General features: G+C 27.1%; 22 protein-coding genes and 1 pseudogene. 2 read left to right on the top strand and 21 right to left on the bottom strand.

Annotated features, from left to right (window positions below):
- Nucleotides 1-31 precede the first annotated feature (31 nt).
- Both I4V51_RS18445 and I4V51_RS18440 read right to left on the bottom strand, forming a co-directional pair.
- Nucleotides 32-175, bottom strand: coding sequence for a hypothetical protein (locus I4V51_RS18445; protein WP_243281558.1), 144 nt, complete (start codon nucleotides 173-175; stop codon nucleotides 32-34).
- Between the two features lie 197 nt (nucleotides 176-372).
- Nucleotides 373-1,005 carry a GNAT family N-acetyltransferase gene (locus I4V51_RS18440; RefSeq protein ID WP_195989900.1) on the bottom strand — a complete coding sequence of 211 codons (633 nt, stop codon included), beginning with the start codon at nucleotides 1,003-1,005 and terminating at the stop codon, nucleotides 373-375.
- Between the two features lie 122 nt (nucleotides 1,006-1,127).
- Between I4V51_RS18440 and I4V51_RS18435 the strand changes: the two genes are divergently transcribed.
- Nucleotides 1,128-1,928: a helix-turn-helix domain-containing protein gene (locus I4V51_RS18435; RefSeq protein ID WP_195989899.1), complete on the top strand. Its 801-nt coding sequence runs from the start codon at nucleotides 1,128-1,130 to the stop codon at nucleotides 1,926-1,928.
- Between the two features lie 38 nt (nucleotides 1,929-1,966).
- Here I4V51_RS18435 and I4V51_RS18430 read toward each other — a convergent pair whose 3' ends face one another.
- From I4V51_RS18430 to I4V51_RS18390, 9 genes and pseudogenes are all read right to left on the bottom strand, one after another.
- Nucleotides 1,967-2,485 (bottom strand): hypothetical protein, encoded by a 519-nt coding sequence (locus I4V51_RS18430; RefSeq protein WP_195989898.1) that lies wholly within the window; start codon nucleotides 2,483-2,485, stop codon nucleotides 1,967-1,969.
- A gap of 6 nt (nucleotides 2,486-2,491) precedes the next feature.
- Nucleotides 2,492-3,226 carry an ABC transporter ATP-binding protein gene (locus I4V51_RS18425; RefSeq protein ID WP_195989897.1) on the bottom strand — a complete coding sequence of 245 codons (735 nt, stop codon included), beginning with the start codon at nucleotides 3,224-3,226 and terminating at the stop codon, nucleotides 2,492-2,494.
- 3 nt (nucleotides 3,227-3,229) lie between these two features.
- Nucleotides 3,230-3,607 carry a GntR family transcriptional regulator gene (locus tag I4V51_RS18420; RefSeq protein ID WP_195989896.1) on the bottom strand — a complete coding sequence of 126 codons (378 nt, stop codon included), beginning with the start codon at nucleotides 3,605-3,607 and terminating at the stop codon, nucleotides 3,230-3,232.
- Entirely contained in the window at nucleotides 3,607-4,356 is a 750-nt protein-coding gene (locus I4V51_RS18415) for a hypothetical protein (protein WP_195989895.1), read from the bottom strand. Before I4V51_RS18415 ends, I4V51_RS18420 begins: the two co-directional genes overlap by 1 nt.
- Complete coding sequence (locus tag I4V51_RS18410; RefSeq protein WP_195989894.1) at nucleotides 4,344-5,210, bottom strand: ABC transporter ATP-binding protein; 867 nt, start codon at nucleotides 5,208-5,210, stop codon at nucleotides 4,344-4,346. The genes I4V51_RS18415 and I4V51_RS18410 overlap by 13 nt, the downstream gene beginning before the upstream one ends.
- 147 nt (nucleotides 5,211-5,357) lie before the next feature.
- A complete protein-coding gene (gene fliB / locus I4V51_RS18405; protein WP_243281557.1) occupies nucleotides 5,358-5,996 on the bottom strand; it encodes a flagellin lysine-N-methylase in 639 nt (212 codons plus the stop codon).
- Nucleotides 5,997-6,511: 515 nt separating this feature from the next.
- Nucleotides 6,512-7,051, bottom strand: a pseudogene (gene fliB, locus I4V51_RS18400) (flagellin lysine-N-methylase); the annotation flags it as partial.
- A 71-nt stretch (nucleotides 7,052-7,122) separates the two neighbouring features.
- Nucleotides 7,123-7,446 (bottom strand): hypothetical protein, encoded by a 324-nt coding sequence (locus tag I4V51_RS18395; RefSeq protein WP_195989892.1) that lies wholly within the window; start codon nucleotides 7,444-7,446, stop codon nucleotides 7,123-7,125.
- Nucleotides 7,447-7,728 carry a hypothetical protein gene (locus I4V51_RS18390; protein WP_195989891.1) on the bottom strand — a complete coding sequence of 94 codons (282 nt, stop codon included), beginning with the start codon at nucleotides 7,726-7,728 and terminating at the stop codon, nucleotides 7,447-7,449.
- 178 nt (nucleotides 7,729-7,906) lie between these two features.
- On the opposite strand from I4V51_RS18390, the gene I4V51_RS18385 reads away from it, so the two are divergent.
- Entirely contained in the window at nucleotides 7,907-8,728 is an 822-nt protein-coding gene (locus I4V51_RS18385; RefSeq protein ID WP_195989890.1) for a Cof-type HAD-IIB family hydrolase, read from the top strand.
- Between the two features lie 56 nt (nucleotides 8,729-8,784).
- Here the strand turns inward: I4V51_RS18385 and ispG are convergent, their stop codons facing one another.
- From ispG to rpsB, 10 genes are all read right to left on the bottom strand, one after another.
- Entirely contained in the window at nucleotides 8,785-9,834 is a 1,050-nt protein-coding gene (ispG, locus tag I4V51_RS18380) for a flavodoxin-dependent (E)-4-hydroxy-3-methylbut-2-enyl-diphosphate synthase (protein WP_195989889.1), read from the bottom strand.
- A gap of 10 nt (nucleotides 9,835-9,844) precedes the next feature.
- Entirely contained in the window at nucleotides 9,845-10,864 is a 1,020-nt protein-coding gene (gene rseP, locus I4V51_RS18375) for an RIP metalloprotease RseP (protein WP_195989888.1), read from the bottom strand.
- Nucleotides 10,865-12,037 carry a 1-deoxy-D-xylulose-5-phosphate reductoisomerase gene (locus tag I4V51_RS18370; protein WP_195989887.1) on the bottom strand — a complete coding sequence of 391 codons (1,173 nt, stop codon included), beginning with the start codon at nucleotides 12,035-12,037 and terminating at the stop codon, nucleotides 10,865-10,867.
- 9 nt (nucleotides 12,038-12,046) lie between these two features.
- Complete coding sequence (locus I4V51_RS18365; protein ID WP_195989886.1) at nucleotides 12,047-13,027, bottom strand: AI-2E family transporter; 981 nt, start codon at nucleotides 13,025-13,027, stop codon at nucleotides 12,047-12,049.
- Nucleotides 13,028-13,157: 130 nt separating this feature from the next.
- Nucleotides 13,158-13,952 (bottom strand): phosphatidate cytidylyltransferase, encoded by a 795-nt coding sequence (locus I4V51_RS18360; RefSeq protein ID WP_195989885.1) that lies wholly within the window; start codon nucleotides 13,950-13,952, stop codon nucleotides 13,158-13,160.
- Nucleotides 13,953-13,970: 18 nt separating this feature from the next.
- Nucleotides 13,971-14,729 (bottom strand): isoprenyl transferase, encoded by a 759-nt coding sequence (locus I4V51_RS18355; RefSeq protein WP_195989884.1) that lies wholly within the window; start codon nucleotides 14,727-14,729, stop codon nucleotides 13,971-13,973.
- 83 nt (nucleotides 14,730-14,812) lie between these two features.
- Entirely contained in the window at nucleotides 14,813-15,370 is a 558-nt protein-coding gene (gene frr, locus I4V51_RS18350; protein ID WP_195989883.1) for a ribosome recycling factor, read from the bottom strand.
- A gap of 13 nt (nucleotides 15,371-15,383) precedes the next feature.
- Complete coding sequence (gene pyrH / locus I4V51_RS18345) at nucleotides 15,384-16,094, bottom strand: UMP kinase (RefSeq protein WP_195989882.1); 711 nt, start codon at nucleotides 16,092-16,094, stop codon at nucleotides 15,384-15,386.
- A 69-nt stretch (nucleotides 16,095-16,163) separates the two neighbouring features.
- Entirely contained in the window at nucleotides 16,164-17,075 is a 912-nt protein-coding gene (gene tsf / locus I4V51_RS18340; RefSeq protein WP_195989881.1) for a translation elongation factor Ts, read from the bottom strand.
- Nucleotides 17,076-17,161: 86 nt separating this feature from the next.
- Complete coding sequence (gene rpsB / locus I4V51_RS18335; protein WP_195989880.1) at nucleotides 17,162-17,863, bottom strand: 30S ribosomal protein S2; 702 nt, start codon at nucleotides 17,861-17,863, stop codon at nucleotides 17,162-17,164.
- Nucleotides 17,864-18,167 lie beyond the last annotated feature (304 nt).

Raw genomic sequence — 18,167 nt, 5'->3', positions numbered from 1 at the left:
CAGTATTTTGTATATCATCTTCTATATCATGTTAACTTTTTAAAATTCCTCTGGCAACTCTATAAACATTTAATCTATTTTCATTAATTAAAGTTAGAAAAGCATCATTATCACCATTTTTTGCTCTAATAACATTAGACTTCTTTTTGTAATTTAAAAATGATATTAGCTCCATCTTCCCCCCCTATTTTCTTTACTTAGCTAAGTATTACATATATTAGATGTATATCTCAATAAATATGTTCACTTTAATTTTATTTTTTACCTTACTCTATAACATATATAGTTAGTACTTATTTTTATAAGTTTAACTTACTGTAAAATTAAAGAGTGTTATCTTAAACTAACTATTTAAGATAACACTCTTACTAACTAATTAAATTTATATCCATATAAAAATACATCAAGTTTTTCATTTATAGAATCAAATATTAACTCTTTTTCTGATAGGCACTTAAAGTTTTGACTATCATAGAATTTATAATTACATCTAGTATCAGTATATAAATACATTGAATTTACTTCTCTTGATTTCATATATTCAAATAAATAACTTAATAGTTTTTTACCTATACCTAATCCCCTAGATTCTTTAGAAACAATAAACAATTGTATACATCCCTGAAAAGTATCCTCTTTTCCAGCTATAATCTCTTTATAAGTATTCTGAATCTTTGAAAATTCTTTAATAATCATTATATTCTCTTCATTAGCCATAATTGTTCTAGCAACATCTTCATTTATTAAATCTTTTTTATCAATTTCCGGTACAATTAATTTATCATTATTTGACTTTCCTAAAATCATTCCTATTACTTTATTATCTTTTTCTGCTATTTTACTAAAAGAACTATCCTCAATACACTCTTGTAAATATAATGCTGTTGTTATATCTAATAACTCTTCATTTTTTATAAATTTATCAAATCCAAATGCCTCGCAAATTAAATTCTTAATATCTTCATAATCTTTTTTATTTATATCTCTATATATTACTTTACTCATATAATAATCTCCATCTCTCATTTTAAATTTATATATAATAATTTGGCCAAATACTATATACTTAAAATAAAGTATCCTCTAAGGGTAGAGTCAATAATAATTTTAGATATAAGGAGAATTTTATGGATAAAAACTTATTTTCTATAGGTGAAGTTTCTAAGATTAAAGATATAACAATAAAAACCTTACGATATTATCATAAGATAGGTATTCTTACGCCAAAATTTATAGATGAAAATACAGGTTATAGATATTACTCTATAGATCAATTTGTATATATAGATATAATTAAAGGATTTAGACAATTAGGAACTAGTATAGCTGAATTACAAGAAATTTTTAAAGATTGTGATATGGATAAGTTGTTAGACTTTTTAGATGCAAAAAGAAAAGAAGCTGAAGAAAATATTAAAAACATTAAAATTGTTATAAATAATATTGATACTTTAACTACTGGAATAAGACTTTCTAGAAATCTTATAAATACAAATGAAATTAAAACTAATTTTTTTGAAGAGCGTAAAATTATTATTGTTCCATGTAAAGAAGTAGGAGATTTAAAAGAATTACTCTATTATTCTGATTTAGATAAAGAAATTAAACAAAACAATCTAATCCCTACTTTAGAAAGAGGTATAATTTATAAGTTAAATTCATCAAATAATATTGAATCCATGTATGCATTTAATGGTATTGAATCTAATATAGATTTAACTAGCAATAGTAATATTTATAGCTTACCTAAAGGTAACTATTTAACTTTAATATATAGTAGTGATAATATGGATTACTGTGAAAGTTTAATGATGAATTACTTAAAAGAACATAATTTAAAAGCTAAACAATGGCTTGAAGTAGAGTTATTTAATAATATCTTTGAAACAGGAAACTATAATTGTCAAATTCAAGTTCTTATAGAATAACAAAAGATTAACTGCAAGCTTATTCTTGCAGTTAATCTTTAAATACATCTTTTACTATTATAATCTTCAAATAAATTTATTACTAAAACAACACCAATTAGAACACCTGAAAATAATAATATTTTTAATATATCAAGAATATTATTTATAATGTTGAATTCATAATAAGAATTAAATAATAATATTCCTATATAAATTATCTTAGCGCCAAATAAAAATACCAAAAAATTATTTATTATTATCCTAAACTTAGAATAGTAAATTTCCTTTTTACTTAAAGGTATAATATCATATTTCCTTAATATAAAAATCTTTTTTCCTTGTTCCTTTATCCAAAAAAGATGATAATTTAGATAAATTATTAATATAATTGATCCAAGTACAACTGTAGAATTTATAAAAGGAATTGCTTTCATATCTGCTCCATTTTTTATTGCCGTTATTTCATAAGAAACATTGGATTGAACATTAATAAAGTAAATAAATAAAAATATTCCTAAATAAAATTTATGATAATACTTATTAATTCTCTTTTTTTCATCCTCAAAAAAAGTCATATTAACTTACCCCCTACTACTATTTAGTAAATCCCCTATATTAAATTTTTTCTTTAAAGTACTTTCTAATCTATTTCTTTTAAATTCATCTTCTAAGGCTTCTTTAGTATCATTAATTTTAATTTCTCCATTATCAATTAAAATTATATAGTCCGCAACCTTATCTAAATCACTTGTTATATGTGTAGACATTAAAATACCAATATCATTTTCTAAAATTTCTTGTAGCATTTTAATAAAATCTTTTCTAAATACAGGATCAAAACCAGCTGTTGGTTCATCTAGTAAAAGGAATTTAGGCTTATGTGCCATAGCAAAACTTATTTGGAACTTCATTTTCATACCTTTAGAAAACTGATATATTGGCTGCCCCTTTGGAATATTCATTTTATCTAACCATAAATAATACTCCTCCATACTCCAATTTTTAAAATACTTTCCTAGCATAAGTCCATTATCTAAGGCTGTATTATCTAGAAAAAATGTATTTTTTTCAGATATTAAGCCTATGATTTCTTTAGCCCCTTTTAAATCTTCTTTAAGATTTATATTATCTACAGTTACATCCCCTTCAAAGTTTGTATCTATTCCCGCTAAAATATCTATAAGTGTAGTTTTTCCTGCTCCATTAACTCCTATAAGTCCTGTGAGATAACCACTTTCTATTGTTAAATTAATATTTTTTAACGAAAAGCTCTTATATTTTTTTTGTATATTTTCACATTTTATAATTGTTGACATAGCTTAATTTCCTCCCTCATATAAAGTTCTCAATACATCCTGCATATCATCTAATGTAAGTCCTAAATCTCGCCCTTCTTCAATTAACTTTTCTGCCATAATTTCAAATGATTTAAGCTGTTGCTCTTTAAGTTTCTCTTTGTTAGGCTCTTTAATATAAAATCCTTTTCCTTGAACTGAATATATTAAATCTTCCTTTTCAAGTTCTTCATATGCACGTTTTGTAGTAATTACACTTATACCTAAATCTCTCGCTAATGATCTTATAGATGGTAACATATCCCCTGGTATTATTTCTTCTTTAACAATTGAGTTTTTAATTGATTTTATAATTTGTTCATAAATAGACAGAGTACTTTCTGAATTTAAAATAATATTCATTAATAATATTCGTTCCTTTCTGGTACCTGACAGTAAATCGCTTCATAAGAAAGTGATTTATTTAAAATAGGCCTCATATATTTGTATACAATAAAAGTATTTACAGCAAATGCTATCATCCATCCTAATATTATAAATAAATTAAAGTTTATATTTAAATTAACAAGTGAATAAAAAATCACACTTTCTATAATTAATAAACAAAACCAATAAACATTTACCATTTCTTCTTCTTTTGTAATAATAACATAACCATCATTATCTTTTTCTCTTTTTCCTCTTTCTCCAATTCCAACTTTCAAATTAATATTTAATATTATGAAAAACCATAATATAATTTGTATAACATTTGTAATTAAGCTACTACTTATAAAAAATCTACCAACAAAAAAATACATTAATATAAACATAACTAAAAAACTAAATATGATTTTTACACCTAATTGAAGTAATATATATTTAATTTTTTCAAATTCTCCAGCTGCACATACAAAAATTGCTTTACTTAATCTAAGAGGTATCATCTTCATTATGGAATATAAATATATAATGGAAATCAAGCTAAATATCGTTGTAATAATCTTTATTAAATCTTCATTATAAGTAATCAAAGATGAATTATTAGAGCCTATCATAGTTATACTTGTAATATAAAACCCTACGAATGAAAATAAAAGTATATCTAAAATTATTGAAAAAATATTTTTCTTTATATTAATAAATAAATCATTTAAAACTAATTTAAGCATTTATCATATCCCCCTTTATCTAAACAATACATTATTTCCTCTAATGTTGGAGTCTTTTTCTTAAGCCCTTCATAAACTTTATCTTTTTCTTCTTCAACAAAAGCAAAACTATAATACTCTCCATATTCTCTATAAATTATCTTATTTTCATCCAATTTCTCTATTTCACTTTTGCCTCCCTGTAAAATTTTGTATTTATCTTTCAACTCTTCTTTACTTAAATTAAAATATACTTTTCCATTATTTATTAATATAATATAATCTCCAACTTGGTCTAAATCTTCTGTAATATGAGTAGAAAATAATACACTTCTGCTTCCATCCTCAACAATTTGTTGCATATAATTTATTAATTCTTTCCTAAATAACGGATCTAATCCTGCAGTAGGTTCATCCATGATAAATAGTTTTGCATCATGTGCTAATGCAAACGCTAATTGAAATCTAACCTTTAACCCTGTAGATAATTTTCCTAACTTCTTATTAAGTGGTATATTAAACTTCTTACAAAACTCTTTAAACAAATTTTCATCAAAATTATCATATAGACTACCAAATATTTTCGCATTGTTAAGTACACTCATTGTTTCCTCAAACATCTCTTCATCAAGCACAAAACCGATTTGATTTTTTGCTTCTTTCTCATTAATTTCCATAGAAAAACTATTAATATTAATAATCCCATTATCCTTTTTATATAAATTTAAAATTGTTCTAATAAGTGATGTTTTTCCTGAACCATTTACTCCTAATAAACCAACTATATATCCTGGTTCTATTTTTAAATTAATATCACTTAAATTCAAATCTCCTATTTTCTTATTCAAATTCTTCACTTCCATTAATATACTCATAAACTCTCTCCCCCATTACAGTATATATACTGTTTATATCTATATATACAGTGTATACTCACATAATATGGTAAGTCAATTGAATTTTTTAATATTTCGAAATAAAAAAATGTGTTGCTAATACTTTCCTTAACAACACATTTTCACTTATATATTTTCTTCTAATAATATTTTAAATACTTTATTATGTTCTATATCTTTACTTAAACTCTGTATAACTCTTATAATTTCTTTTTCAGTTATTTTTTTCTTGGAATTTAAGGCTATACCTATTGTATAAGTTTTTATTATTTTATAACTATTAATTAATATATTTATGCTTAAATTTAAACTTTCACCTTTATTAAATGGAATTAAATCTTTAAATATTTGATTAACTAAATAATTTTCAAAAATATATGAATAATTTTCTATTTCTTCTAGCAAGTTTGTTTCTTCCTTTATATACTTTGTAATATCATTTACTTGTGAAATAGAATTTTTATATTCATTAATACATTCTTTTAATCTTACACTTCTTATATTTTTTATAAAGTCTTCATTTAATAAACTTAAATAAAATTCATTACCTTCAGTTAAATCTAAGCTTTTGAAGTTTTCAAAAGCTACAGTTCCTGCACTATAATCCTCTAAAAGTTCTTCTATACTATCAAAATCCTCTTCATTATATAAACTTTCAATTTCATCATAAAAAGATTTTAATATACTTAATCTTTCTTTAATCGAAAAATCTCTATTTTGAATTATATTTATAGAATTTACTCTTATATCCAATACGAAAAACATATACATTCCTATTAAAATTTATTAGATTTGTATATATTTTTCTCATTCACTACAATTCGCAACATTATAGCAGTCTTTCCATTGTTGGTAGACCTCTTATGCTTTCGCATAAGCGTAGACTATATCTTTATCTCTAATTTAGAGATACGGTATTTTTCTTCCACCATTAGCTTGTGGCTTTACTCCCCCTCAAGGGGATAGTCGTTGAAGGTTATCCATATCTTGAAAGACTTAGGACATTCCCTGCTAAACACCCATTATTGAATCCCTTAGTGCCTAACGTATCTTATATGCCACGCTTATCCTTTTATAAGACCTAATTAGATTTTATTTCAACTTAGGTTATCCTTACACTTTTTTCTGCTTTCGCACCGTTACACTTGCCATTTCTAGCTTTGCTTTGGTAGTAAGGCTTTAGGGGTTAAAAGCAATTAACTCCGAGTCTGCACCTATCACTAGATACAGAGGGCTATCTGTTTCTAAATCTATACTTCCATACATATTTGTATAGTTTTATTTAAATTTATTACCCAAAAATACTGAAGTAAACTATCTGTATCTTCAAAAGCTTCTGTATCAATTATTCTTCTTATTTCAATAGCACTTTCATCTATTTTCTCTTCACACTCAATAAATTCCATCTTTTCTTTATTTAAAAATGCCATTGTACAAATCTCTTCACAAGATGGTAGCCCTGACTTTTCATATACATCATCTACGATATTATATACTCTAGGAAATCTCTTACATGTTATACACAGATTTTCTTCTCCAATTCCTCCATGAATATCACAAAGTAAATTATTATTTAAGAAAGGACATTTATTTTCTTCTTTTAAGATCATAAATCCCTTATTAAAATAATCTTCATTATTATTATTTTCTCTAAATTTACCTGTTACTAACTCTTTAAGACTACCAGTACAACTAGTATAATTTTTATATGTATCTTCATCTATATTGATATCCCATCCTGCACAGCATGTATCTACACATTCTGAACCAATACATTTAAAAGTTGACATATATTTTGGCATAAACATATTTACTTTCATTTTTTGCTCCAATCAACATAATTAATATTTCTTATTAATAATACATCAAAATATTAATTATGTAACTAAAATTACTTTGTTACACCTTTAATATTAGAAACTTCCTTTGTAAAAGTTGCCTTTATTATATTAGTTGAAATATAAAAAACTACTATATTATCATCTTCCTTAATATAAGCTATTCTACATACAAAATATTTATCTAGAATTATTTTATATTCAAAAGCAGTTTTCCCTCTATATTTAAGTCCTCTTACATCTTTTATTTTATAAGCTTTTTCATTAATCATAGTATTTATATTACTATATATTTCATCTTTTAACCTTTCACTATAATTATCATGATGTTTCATAAACTTTTCTATATACTTATTATCTTCAATTACTACATTCATTTATTTTGTACCTCTTCTTTTTAACATATAAAATTTAACTATATTACTTCTTGGAAACTCTTTTTTCTGCATTATTTTTAAAAGTTTTTTTAGTTCATCAAGAGATAAATTTTTAAATTCTTCTTTTTCAAAACCATCTTCATATAAATTATATCCATCTTCTAGCTTTTCAATAACAACACTTCTATCCCTTTTATATGTTCTAATATCAAGACAATTTAAGGGCTTCATCTTTTTTAACTTTCTAACTGCATCTTCTATAAAATTATCTATAGGTATCATTATTTTCCCTCTTTTCTATAAGTTATATATAAATTTAGTATAATAATAAATTTATATTATGAAACAATATTTAATATATAAAATTTTTTTATAGTTAACATTTAAAATAACTATTTTTAGTATTTGCAAAATAGTTGTATAATAATTTCATTAATTTGCTAAGGAAGAAGGTTTTATTATGAGCATTAAACTTATATGTATTGATATGGATGGAACACTTTTAATGGACCAACATAATATTTCAGAGGAAGATAAGTCTGCAATTAAATATGCTGTAGAAAAAGGTGTCCATGTTGCAATTACTACAGGAAGAGTTTATAACTGTGCTAAACTTTATTCTGACTTAATAGGCTTAACAACACCAATTATTGCTTCAAATGGTGCTTTTATTGGTGGAAGCCATGGAGAAGAAATATATAACAACCCTTTAAATATTGATGATGCTGAAAGTTTTTTAGAAATTTCTAAAAAATATAATTTATTTTCATATTTAACAGCTAATTTTGGAATTGTTTCTATGGAAGAATTACCTGAAAATAATATTTACAAGACTTTAAATAAAACTCTTAAGGAAGAAGAAAGAATCAAACTAGAAGTTTTGGATAATATTCATGATATTTATAAACTATATGATGGTGAAATTTTAAAAGGTGTTTGCATAGAGAAAAATGATACTGAAAAACTATTAAAAGCTAAAGAAGAACTTAAAGAAAAATGTCCTAATTTAGAAATAGTCTCTTCTTGGAATGATAATTTTGAAATTATGAAAAAAGGAAGCTCTAAAGGAGAAGCTGTGCAATATCTTACCAAATATTTAGGATTAGATAGAAATGAAGTTATGTGTATTGGTGATAGTGAAAATGATCTTTCTATGATTAAATTTGCTGGAGTTGGAGTTGCAATGGGAAATGCCATTGATAAGGTTAAAGAAGCTGCAACCTTTATTACAGAATCTAATACAAATGCCGGTGTAGCTAAAGCAATAAGAAAATATGTATAATAATATTGCCTGCTGGATTAATCTAACACTTAGATTAACCAGCAGGCAATTACATTTTATAAATTTTCTATTTCTTTCATTAACTCTTCAATAAGGTCTTCTTCTTTAACTTTCTTAATAATCTCACCTTTTTTAAAGATTAACCCTTCACCTTTTCCACCAGCAATACCAATATCAGCTTCTCTTGCTTCTCCAGGGCCATTTACAACACAGCCCATAACTGCAACTTTAATATTTTTATTGCAATTTTCAAGTCTCTTTTCAACTTCTTCTGCTATTTTTATAAGGTTAATTTGAGTTCTTCCACAAGTTGGGCAAGATACAAATGTCATTCCTTGTTTTCTTAAACCTAAGGCAATAAGCATTTCTTTTGCAACCTTAATTTCTTCTATAGGATCACTAGTTAGTGATACTCTTATAGTGTCACCTATACCTTCAGCAAGCAACGTTCCTATACCTAATGTTGACTTAATAGTCCCTCTAAATACAGTTCCTGATTCTGTAACTCCTAAATGAAGAGGATAATTACACTTTGTACTCATTAATCTATAAGCTTCAATCATCATTGGAACATCTGAAGATTTAATTGATATTACTATATCATGAAAATCTAATTCTTCTAATATTTTTACATGTCTTAAGGCAGACTCAACTAATCCCTTAGCCGTTGGCTTTCCATCTCTCTCTAAAATATCTTTTTCTAAAGACCCAGAGTTAACACCAATTCTTATTGGAATATTTTTATTAATGCAAGCTTCTGTAACAGCCTTTACTCTATCAACACTTCCAATATTACCAGGATTAATTCTAATTGCGCTAATTCCATTTTCGACACATTTTAATGCTAATCTATAATCAAAATGTATATCTGCAACTACAGGCATTGGAGAACCTGAACAAATATCTTTTATTGCTTCTGCAGCCTCCATATCAGGAACTGCACATCTTATTATTTCGCAGCCTGCTACATGTAATGCTCTTATTTGATCTAATGTAGCTTCTACATCTCTTGTATCTGTATTTGTCATAGATTGAATTGAAACTGGTGAATCTCCACCAACATAAACTGATCCAACCTTAACTTTTCTTGTAATTTTTCTTTCCATTTTTACACTCCTATAAATTAATAGGGAATAATATATCTTTAACTGTTACTAATATCATAAATCCTATTAATACCATAAAGCCTACATAATTTACTGCTCCTACTATTTTATCTGGAACCTTTCTTCTAGTTATAAGTTCAATTAATAAAATAACTGTCCATCCACCATCTAATGCTGGGAATGGTAATAAATTAAATACAGCTAAATTAATACTAAGGAAACCAAGGAAATATGTTAATGATAATAAACCATTTTTAGCAACTTGTGTTGACATTTTTATTATTGTAACCGGTCCACCAACATCTGTCTTAAAGTTTACCTTACCTGTAACCATCATTACCAAACTCTTATATGTTTGAGTTACTAATGAAATAGTTTCATTAAATGACTCTTTAATTGACTGAATTATGCTTGGATTTTCAACAGGTGTATAATAAAATCCTATTTGATATATTTGATTCCCATCTTCCTCAACTAATCTTGGGGTAACAGTAATATTTTCTTTATTTCCATTTCTATTTACTACTAAATCTACAGCATCACCTTTTGCCATTTGAATTCCCATAGAAACGTCAGTAGTAGTAAATACCTTTGAGCCATCTATACTTAATATTCTATCTCCAACTTCTAATCCTGATTCTATAGCTGGAGAATTATCAGCTAATTTACTTATTACTGGCTCTGCATACCCTCTATTACTTATTATAATTGCAAATGCTATAATTGCAAATATAACATTCATTGTAACACCAGCTAATATAACACTAATTCGCCTTAATGGTGATTTACTTGAAAAACTTCTTTCATCATCACTAACCTCTTCTTCACCAAGCATTTTTACATATCCGCCTATAGGAAATAATCTTAATGAATATTGAGTTTCCTTCCCTTTTTTAGAAAAAATCTCTGGCCCCATACCAATTGAAAATTCTTCTACCCTTATTCCATTAGCCTTAGCCATAATAAAGTGTCCTAATTCGTGGACAATTACTAATAAACTAAATCCTAATATAGCCATTATAATATACACTTACTTCACTCCTAACTCCCATTTTATTCTTATATACTCTCTAACCTTTTTATCTAACTCTATAATATTATCAAGAGTTAATTCATTATAATAATTTTCTTTAAATACCTTCATACAATCTTCTATTATTTCTGCTACTTGTAAGAATTTTATTTTTTCCTCTAATAATAGAGCTACAGCTTCTTCATTTGCACCATTTAATATTGTTGGTGCTAATCCCCCTATTTTACCAGCTTCATATGCAAATCTTAAACATTTAAATGTTTCTAAATCTGGTTTTTCAAAAGTTAATGCACCTAACTCATAAAAATTAAGTGGATTTGCTATCATCCCTTTTCTTTGTGGATAATTTAATGCATATTGAATTGGTAATCTCATATCTGGAGTTCCAAGTTGTGCAATTACACTAGCATCTTTATATTCAACCATAGAATGAATTATACTTTGCGGGTGTACAACAACTTCAACATTTTCATAATCAGTATCAAATAAGAAATGAGCTTCTATTACTTCTAAACCTTTATTCATTAAAGTAGCTGAATCTATAGAAATCTTTTGTCCCATATTCCATTTTGGATGCTTAAGTGCATCTTTAACCGTTACATCTTTTAAATCATCAATAGTCTTTCCTCTAAAAGGTCCACCTGATGCAGTTAATATTATCTTATTTATATCCTTATTTTTATATCCACTTAAACTCTGGAATATAGCACTATGCTCAGAATCTACAGGCAATATCTTTACATTGTTTTCTTTTGCCTTATTCATCACAAGCTCTCCAGCAACAACTAAAGTCTCTTTATTAGCCAAAGCTATATCCTTTTTTGCTTCTATCGCTGCCATTGTTGGTTTTAAACCTATCATACCAACTACAGATGTTACCACTGTGTCAATTTCATCTAAAGTTGCAACTTTAATTAATCCATCTATACCCTTAAAAACCTGTATCTCTGGATATTCTTTATTACAAAACTCCTCAATGATATTTCCTGAATTTTCATCCATCATAGCTATATATTTAGGTTTAAATTCCCTTACTATTTCCTTAATCTTATCTACTGAAGAATTTGCAGTAATTCCTATAAGATTAATTTCCTCATTTGAATTTCTTATTACATCTAGAGTTTGAGTTCCTATCGAACCCGTTGCCCCTAAAATTGAAATATTTTTCATTAATACCTCCTATAATGTTCCTTCGTATATTATGTCTTTTGCAATTAAACAGTATATAGGCCCTATTAACAATCCTATTATCCCAAATACTTCTGCTCCTATATACATGGAAAGCATTACTACTAATGGATGAATATCTAATTTAGAACTAAGAAACTTAAGTTCTAATATTTCTCTTATTACTTGTAACAATAAATATAAAGCTATTAATCCAATCACTAGTAAATACTCTTTCATTATTATATTGTATATTATAATTGGAATAAATACAATTATAGTTCCTACATATGGTAGTATATCTAATATACCACATATAAATCCTAAAAATATAGCACTAGGCACTCTCAATATTTTAAATCCTATAATAGTTATAACCATACATATAATTACTAATTTTAATTCAATCTTTACCACTTCTCTTAAATTATTCTTTTTTTCTCTTATAGTATCCACAATATCATAAGGTAATAAACAATTTAATAATTTTAAAAATAATTTTTTATCAACTAAAATAAAGTAGACACAAATATTAGCAATTATATAAGATAAAATTCCTTGTCCTGTTATTGCTAAACCATTTTTAAAAGTTAAAGAACTTAAGCTATGTGAATTATTTTGTATCATTCTTTCTATATCAATATTAAATATATCTTTAATATTTTCTATAAACTCTTTTATTCCATCTAAGTGCTCTACATAAAACTTTTGAAATAATCCTACAATTGAATTTCCAAAATAAAATATAAAACAAAATAATACTATATTAATTACTAAAATTGTTAATGCTCCTGCAATTTCTTTTTTATTAATTGCTCTTTTTAGTAAATCATAAATTGGCGTTGATAAAATAATTAAAATAAAAATAGTTAAGAAAGGTTTAAAATAATTTTTTATTGCAAATGTTATAATTACAAATATTAATAACAAAAATAATAAATCTACTAATGTCTTATATTGATAGTGCTTTTTATACCCATTATATAACCGCATTTTCCCCTCCACTTTAAATTACTATTATAATAATTTATATTATTAATTTATTAGCTAATATTATAATTTAGACTATATTTCAGTATACAAAAAAAAGATACAGTACTTAAGCTACTGTATCTTAACTTGATTAAATTCGCACTATAAATGTTAAATAATAAAAAACAACTACTGCATTAAATAAAATTGAATCAAATCTATCTAATATACCACCATGACCTGGAATAAGATTGCTATAATCTTTTAAGCCAACAAATCTTTTAATAGATGATGCAACTAAATCTCCGAACTGTCCCATTATTCCACATAATGCCCCTATTAAAAAGAAGTGAATTATACTTACTTCTGGAACATAAGCACTAACTACGACACCAAATAATCCACATCCAATAGTAGCACCTAAGAATCCACCTATTGATCCTTCAATAGTTTTTTTAGGACTCACTTTTGGACAAAGCTTATGTTTACCAAAGAATCTTCCAAAATAGTAAGCAACAGTGTCAGAAAGCCATGATCCTATGAATATTAACCATACTAAATATTGTCCACCAACCTTTTCATTAACTAGTGGAATAAAACTAAATAATATTACAACATAAATAAATCCTAAGAATGTTATAGCTACATCTACAAAAGAATATTTTAAATCAACTATTGGTATTATCAATGCTATTACCATAGCTATAACTAAAATATACATCATTTTTTCAAAATCATTATTAAAAGCATAATAAATAATTAGTAATATGTAACTAATTATTGGAATACTTTTTATTTCTTTTGTTTTTAAAGCATGATAAAATTCATATAATCCACATACTGATAGTGCTATAGTAAATAACTTTAGTGGTAATCCACCTAAAAGTACAAAAATTAATAATGGAGCAAGTACAAGTGCTCCTAAATACCTACTATTTAACTTCAAGCTTCTAACCTCCTCTAACTAAACGCCACCATATCTTCTATCTCTATTTTGATAATCATAAATGGCTTTTTGTAAATCTTTTTCACTGAAATCTGGCCAGTTTACATTAGAATACCAAAACTCTGAATATGCACATTGCCATAATAAGAAATTACTTATTCTTTGTTCACCTGAAGGTCTTATTATTAAATCTGGATCTGGACAGTTATTAGTATATAAATAATCTGAAAATCTCTCTTTTGTAATATCATCTTTATTTATTTTACCACTTTGTACATCTGTCACTATATTTTGTACCGCCCTTATAATTTCATCTCTTCCACCATAATTAAAGGCAACGTTCAATACTAATCCAGTATTATTTTTTGTTAACTCTATAGAATCTTCAATTTCCCTTTTACAGTCCTCTTGAAGTGCACTTATATCACCTAATACTCTTAATATAACACCATTTTTATGTAACTCACTAACTTCACTTTTTAAATATTGCACTAAAAGCTTCATTAGAGCATTAACTTCATCCTTTGGTCTTTTCCAATTCTCAGTTGAAAAGGCATATAGAGTTATATATTTTATTCCTAATCTATCAGCTTCCTTTACTATTCTTCTGATAGTTTCAACTCCAGCTTTATGTCCCATAGTTCTAGGCATATTTCTTTGTTTAGCCCATCTACCATTTCCATCCATTATTATAGCTACATGTTGAGGAATATTTTTCTCATCTAATTCTATATTTAATTCTTCATTATTTTTAGTAGCTTTAAAAAAATTAAACATTTACTTCTTGCCTCCAATTTACTTCATATAAAACCTAAACATTAAAATTTCACTTAAGAAAAAAACCTGCTAAATAGCAGGTTTTAAATTGACATAATCTCTTTTTCCTTAGCTACAACAAGTGAATCTATTTCTTTAACAAATTGATCTGTCTTCTTTTGAACAGCTTCTTCACCCTTTTTAACTTCATCTTCTGAAATATGTCCATCCTTTTTTAATGCCTTAATCTTTTCATTAGCATCTCTTCTTATAGATCTAATTGCTACTTTAGCATCTTCACCTAACTTTTTAACATTTTTAACAAGATTCTTTCTTGTTTCTTCTGTTAATTCTGGAACTAATAATCTAATTATAGATCCATCATTAGACGGGTTAATTCCAAGGTCAGATTTTAAAATTGCCTTTTCAATTTCTCTTAATAATGACTTATCCCATGGAGTTATAACTAACATTCTTGGTTCTGGAGCAGATATGTTACCAACTTGTTCAATTGGGCATAATCCACCATATGCTTCAACTTGTATTCTATCAAGCATCTTAGGGTTCGCTCTACCAGCTTTTAATGTTGTTAAATCTGAAGTTAACACAGAAATAGTCTTTTGCATTTTTGATTCTGCTGCACTTAATAATTCTTTTATCATATAATCCTCCCTATTATTTAGATACTATTGTACCTATCTTTTCACCTTCCATAACTCTCTTGATATTACCTTCTTCACTAATACCAAAAACTAATATTGGAATACTATTATCCATACATAATGTAGTTGCTGTTGTATCCATTACTTGTAATCCTTGTTCAATCACTTCCATATATGATAGTTTATCATATTTTTTAGCATCTGCAAACTTATTTGGATCTTTATCGTATACACCATCAACATTTTTAGCAAGTAAAATTACATCTGCTTCTATTTCTGCTGCTCTTAAAGCTGCAGCTGTATCAGTTGAGAAATATGGGTTTCCTGATCCTGCCCCAAAGATTACAACTCTTCCCTTTTCTAAATGTCTAACTGCTCTTCTTCTTATAAAAGGTTCAGCTATTTCTTTCATTTCTATAGCAGTTTGAACTCTAGTTTTAACGCCAATACCTTCTAAAGCATCTTGAAGTGCTAATGCATTTATACAAGTAGCTAACATTCCCATATGATCTGCTGTAGTTCTGTCCATACCTTCACCAGTTCTACCTCTCCAAATGTTACCGCCACCTACAACTAAACCAACTTCAACATCCATATCTACTAAAGTTTTAACTTCTCTTGCAATTCTTCCTACTACATCAAAATCAAATCCAAATCCATTTGATCCAGATAGAGCCTCACCTGATATTTTTAACATTACTCTCTTATATTTACTATTTGCCATTGTAATCCCTCCTGCTATATATGTACTCTTTTCCTTAAAAAAAGAGAACACCAAAGTGTTCTCTTGATATTACATACCCATAGTTTTAGCAACTTCTGCAGCGAAGTCTTCTTCAACTTTTTCGATACCTTCTCCTCTTTCGAATCTAGCGTATCTTGTAATAGTTATTGGAGAACCAACTTCTTTAGATTTTTCTTCTAAGAATTTAGCTATTGATTTATCTCCATCTTTAACCCATGCTTGATCTAAAAGACAAACTTCTTTGTAGTACTTTTGGATTCTTCCCATTACCATTTTGTCAACGATCTTTTCAGGTTTTCCTTCATTTAATGCTTGAACTCTGTAGATTTCTTTTTCTTTTTCTAAAGCTTCGTTATCTACTTGTTCTCTGCTTAAGAATAGAGGATTTGCCGCAGCAACTTGCATACAAACTTCTCTTGCTACTTCTTCTAATACAGCGCTATCAGTGTCACAAGCAACTTCTACCATAACACCAATTCTTCCGCCACCGTGAATGTAGCTAGCAATAGCTCCGTTTTCGATGTTGAATTTAACAAATCTTCTTACTGTCATGTTTTCGCCTAATTTTGCAATTAAAGCTGTTAAAGCTTCTGTAATAGTAGCTTCTCCATCAAACTTTTCAGCAACTAATTCTTCAGCAGTTGTAGCAGAAGTGTTAGCAGCTATTTCAGCAACTTTTGTAGCGAAAGCTACGAACTCTTCGTTAGCAGCAACGAAGTCAGTTTCACAGTTAACTTCTACCATAGCAGCAGTTTTCTTGTCAGCTGAAACGAAAGTCTTAACGATACCTTCAGCAGCAACTCTACCAGCTTTTTTAGCAGCAGCAGCTAATCCCTTTTCTCTTAAAAATTCAACAGCTTTTTCTATATTTCCTTCAGTTTCAACTAAAGCCTTTTTGCAGTCCATCATTCCTGCGCCAGTCATTTCTCTTAATTCTTTAACTGATTTAGCAGTTATCATTATTAAATTCCTCCTTGACATTAAATGTAAACCTTATTTTAGGTTAAAAGGTAAATGAAGTTGCCCTCACCTACCTCTTAAAATTATTACTCAGCTAATTGTTCGCCTTGTCTTCCTTCGATGATTCCATCAGCTAATTTAGCAGTTATTAATTTAACAGCTCTGATAGCATCGTCGTTTCCTGGTATTACGTAATCAACTTCTTCTGGATCACAGTTAGTATCTACGATAGCTACAACTGGGATTCCTAAGATTTTAGCTTCTGATATAGCATTCTTTTCTTTTCTTGGGTCAACTACAAACATAGCTCCGATATTGTTAACATCTAAGTTAGTGATACCACCAAGGTTAGTTTGTAATTTTTCCATTTCGCCTTTTAACTTGATTACTTCTTTCTTAGGTAAAACATCAAATGTTCCATCTTGTTCCATTTGTTGTAATTCTTCTAATCTCTTAATTCTAGTTTTGATAGTTTTGAAGTTAGTTAACATACCACCTAACCATCTGTTGTTAACGAAGTGCATGTTTGATCTTATAGCTTCTTCTTGGATAGCTTCTTGAGCTTGTTTCTTAGTTCCAACGAAAAGAATTTCTTTTCCTTCAGTTGATACTTCTCTGATGAAGTTATAAGCTTCTTCTACCTTCTTAACTGTCTTTTGAAGATCTATTATATATATTCCGTTTCTTTCTGTGAATATATATGGAGCCATCTTAGGGTTCCATCTTCTTGTTTGGTGTCCAAAGTGAACGCCTGCTTCTAATAATTGTTTCATTGATATAACTGACATTTTGTTACCTCCTGGTTTTTCCTCCATAACCTTCATTCTTATAAAGCTTCCCAATAATTAGGCACCGACTTTATAAATTGGGTTATGTGCGTATTTATTTACCTACGTTAGTATATCATAAGGTTTATATACTAGCAACATATTTTTTGTATATTTTATTTTTACCGTCATAAAACTGTAAATTTATAGTTTTATTCACATAACAAAAATTCTTAAATACTAATATTTTATATAACTTTAAACATTCACTATATATTATATCCTAATTATAAAATATAAAACTAAAATTTTTCTTTATTATAGT

The sequence above is a fragment of the Clostridium sp. D53t1_180928_C8 genome (assembly GCF_015667795.1).
Lineage (GTDB): Bacteria > Bacillota > Clostridia > Clostridiales > Clostridiaceae > Clostridium.
The sequence above is the reverse complement of the archived record's forward strand: the minus strand, read 5'-3'. Positions and strand labels throughout refer to the sequence as shown.

Bases quoted from the DNA above. Each gene is read 5' to 3' on its own strand.
- I4V51_RS18395 (WP_195989892.1), bottom strand. From the start codon at position 7,446: ATGAATGTAGTAATTGAAGATAATAAGTATATAGAAAAGTTTATGAAA.
- tsf (WP_195989881.1), bottom strand. From the start codon at position 17,075: ATGATAACTGCTAAATCAGTTAAAGAATTAAGAGAAATGACTGGCGCA.
- ispG (WP_195989889.1), bottom strand. From the start codon at position 9,834: ATGGAAAGAAAAATTACAAGAAAAGTTAAGGTTGGATCAGTTTATGTT.
- fliB (WP_243281557.1), bottom strand. From the start codon at position 5,996: ATGTTTTTCGTATTGGATATAAGAGTAAATTCTATAAATATAATTCAA.
- I4V51_RS18415 (WP_195989895.1), bottom strand. From the start codon at position 4,356: ATGCTTAAATTAGTTTTAAATGATTTATTTATTAATATAAAGAAAAAT.
- I4V51_RS18410 (WP_195989894.1), bottom strand. From the start codon at position 5,210: ATGAGTATATTAATGGAAGTGAAGAATTTGAATAAGAAAATAGGAGAT.
- I4V51_RS18425 (WP_195989897.1), bottom strand. From the start codon at position 3,226: ATGTCAACAATTATAAAATGTGAAAATATACAAAAAAAATATAAGAGC.
- I4V51_RS18390 (WP_195989891.1), bottom strand. From the start codon at position 7,728: ATGATACCTATAGATAATTTTATAGAAGATGCAGTTAGAAAGTTAAAA.
- I4V51_RS18370 (WP_195989887.1), bottom strand. From the start codon at position 12,037: ATGAAAAATATTTCAATTTTAGGGGCAACGGGTTCGATAGGAACTCAA.
- pyrH (WP_195989882.1), bottom strand. From the start codon at position 16,094: ATGGCAAATAGTAAATATAAGAGAGTAATGTTAAAAATATCAGGTGAG.
- I4V51_RS18435 (WP_195989899.1), top strand. From the start codon at position 1,128: ATGGATAAAAACTTATTTTCTATAGGTGAAGTTTCTAAGATTAAAGAT.
- I4V51_RS18445 (WP_243281558.1), bottom strand. From the start codon at position 175: ATGGAGCTAATATCATTTTTAAATTACAAAAAGAAGTCTAATGTTATT.
- frr (WP_195989883.1), bottom strand. From the start codon at position 15,370: ATGATAAAAGAATTATTAAGTGCAGCAGAATCAAAAATGCAAAAGACT.
- rpsB (WP_195989880.1), bottom strand. From the start codon at position 17,863: ATGTCAGTTATATCAATGAAACAATTATTAGAAGCAGGCGTTCACTTT.
- I4V51_RS18365 (WP_195989886.1), bottom strand. From the start codon at position 13,027: ATGCGGTTATATAATGGGTATAAAAAGCACTATCAATATAAGACATTA.
- I4V51_RS18430 (WP_195989898.1), bottom strand. From the start codon at position 2,485: ATGACTTTTTTTGAGGATGAAAAAAAGAGAATTAATAAGTATTATCAT.
- I4V51_RS18440 (WP_195989900.1), bottom strand. From the start codon at position 1,005: ATGAGTAAAGTAATATATAGAGATATAAATAAAAAAGATTATGAAGAT.
- I4V51_RS18420 (WP_195989896.1), bottom strand. From the start codon at position 3,607: ATGAATATTATTTTAAATTCAGAAAGTACTCTGTCTATTTATGAACAA.
- I4V51_RS18385 (WP_195989890.1), top strand. From the start codon at position 7,907: ATGAGCATTAAACTTATATGTATTGATATGGATGGAACACTTTTAATG.
- I4V51_RS18355 (WP_195989884.1), bottom strand. From the start codon at position 14,729: ATGTTTAATTTTTTTAAAGCTACTAAAAATAATGAAGAATTAAATATA.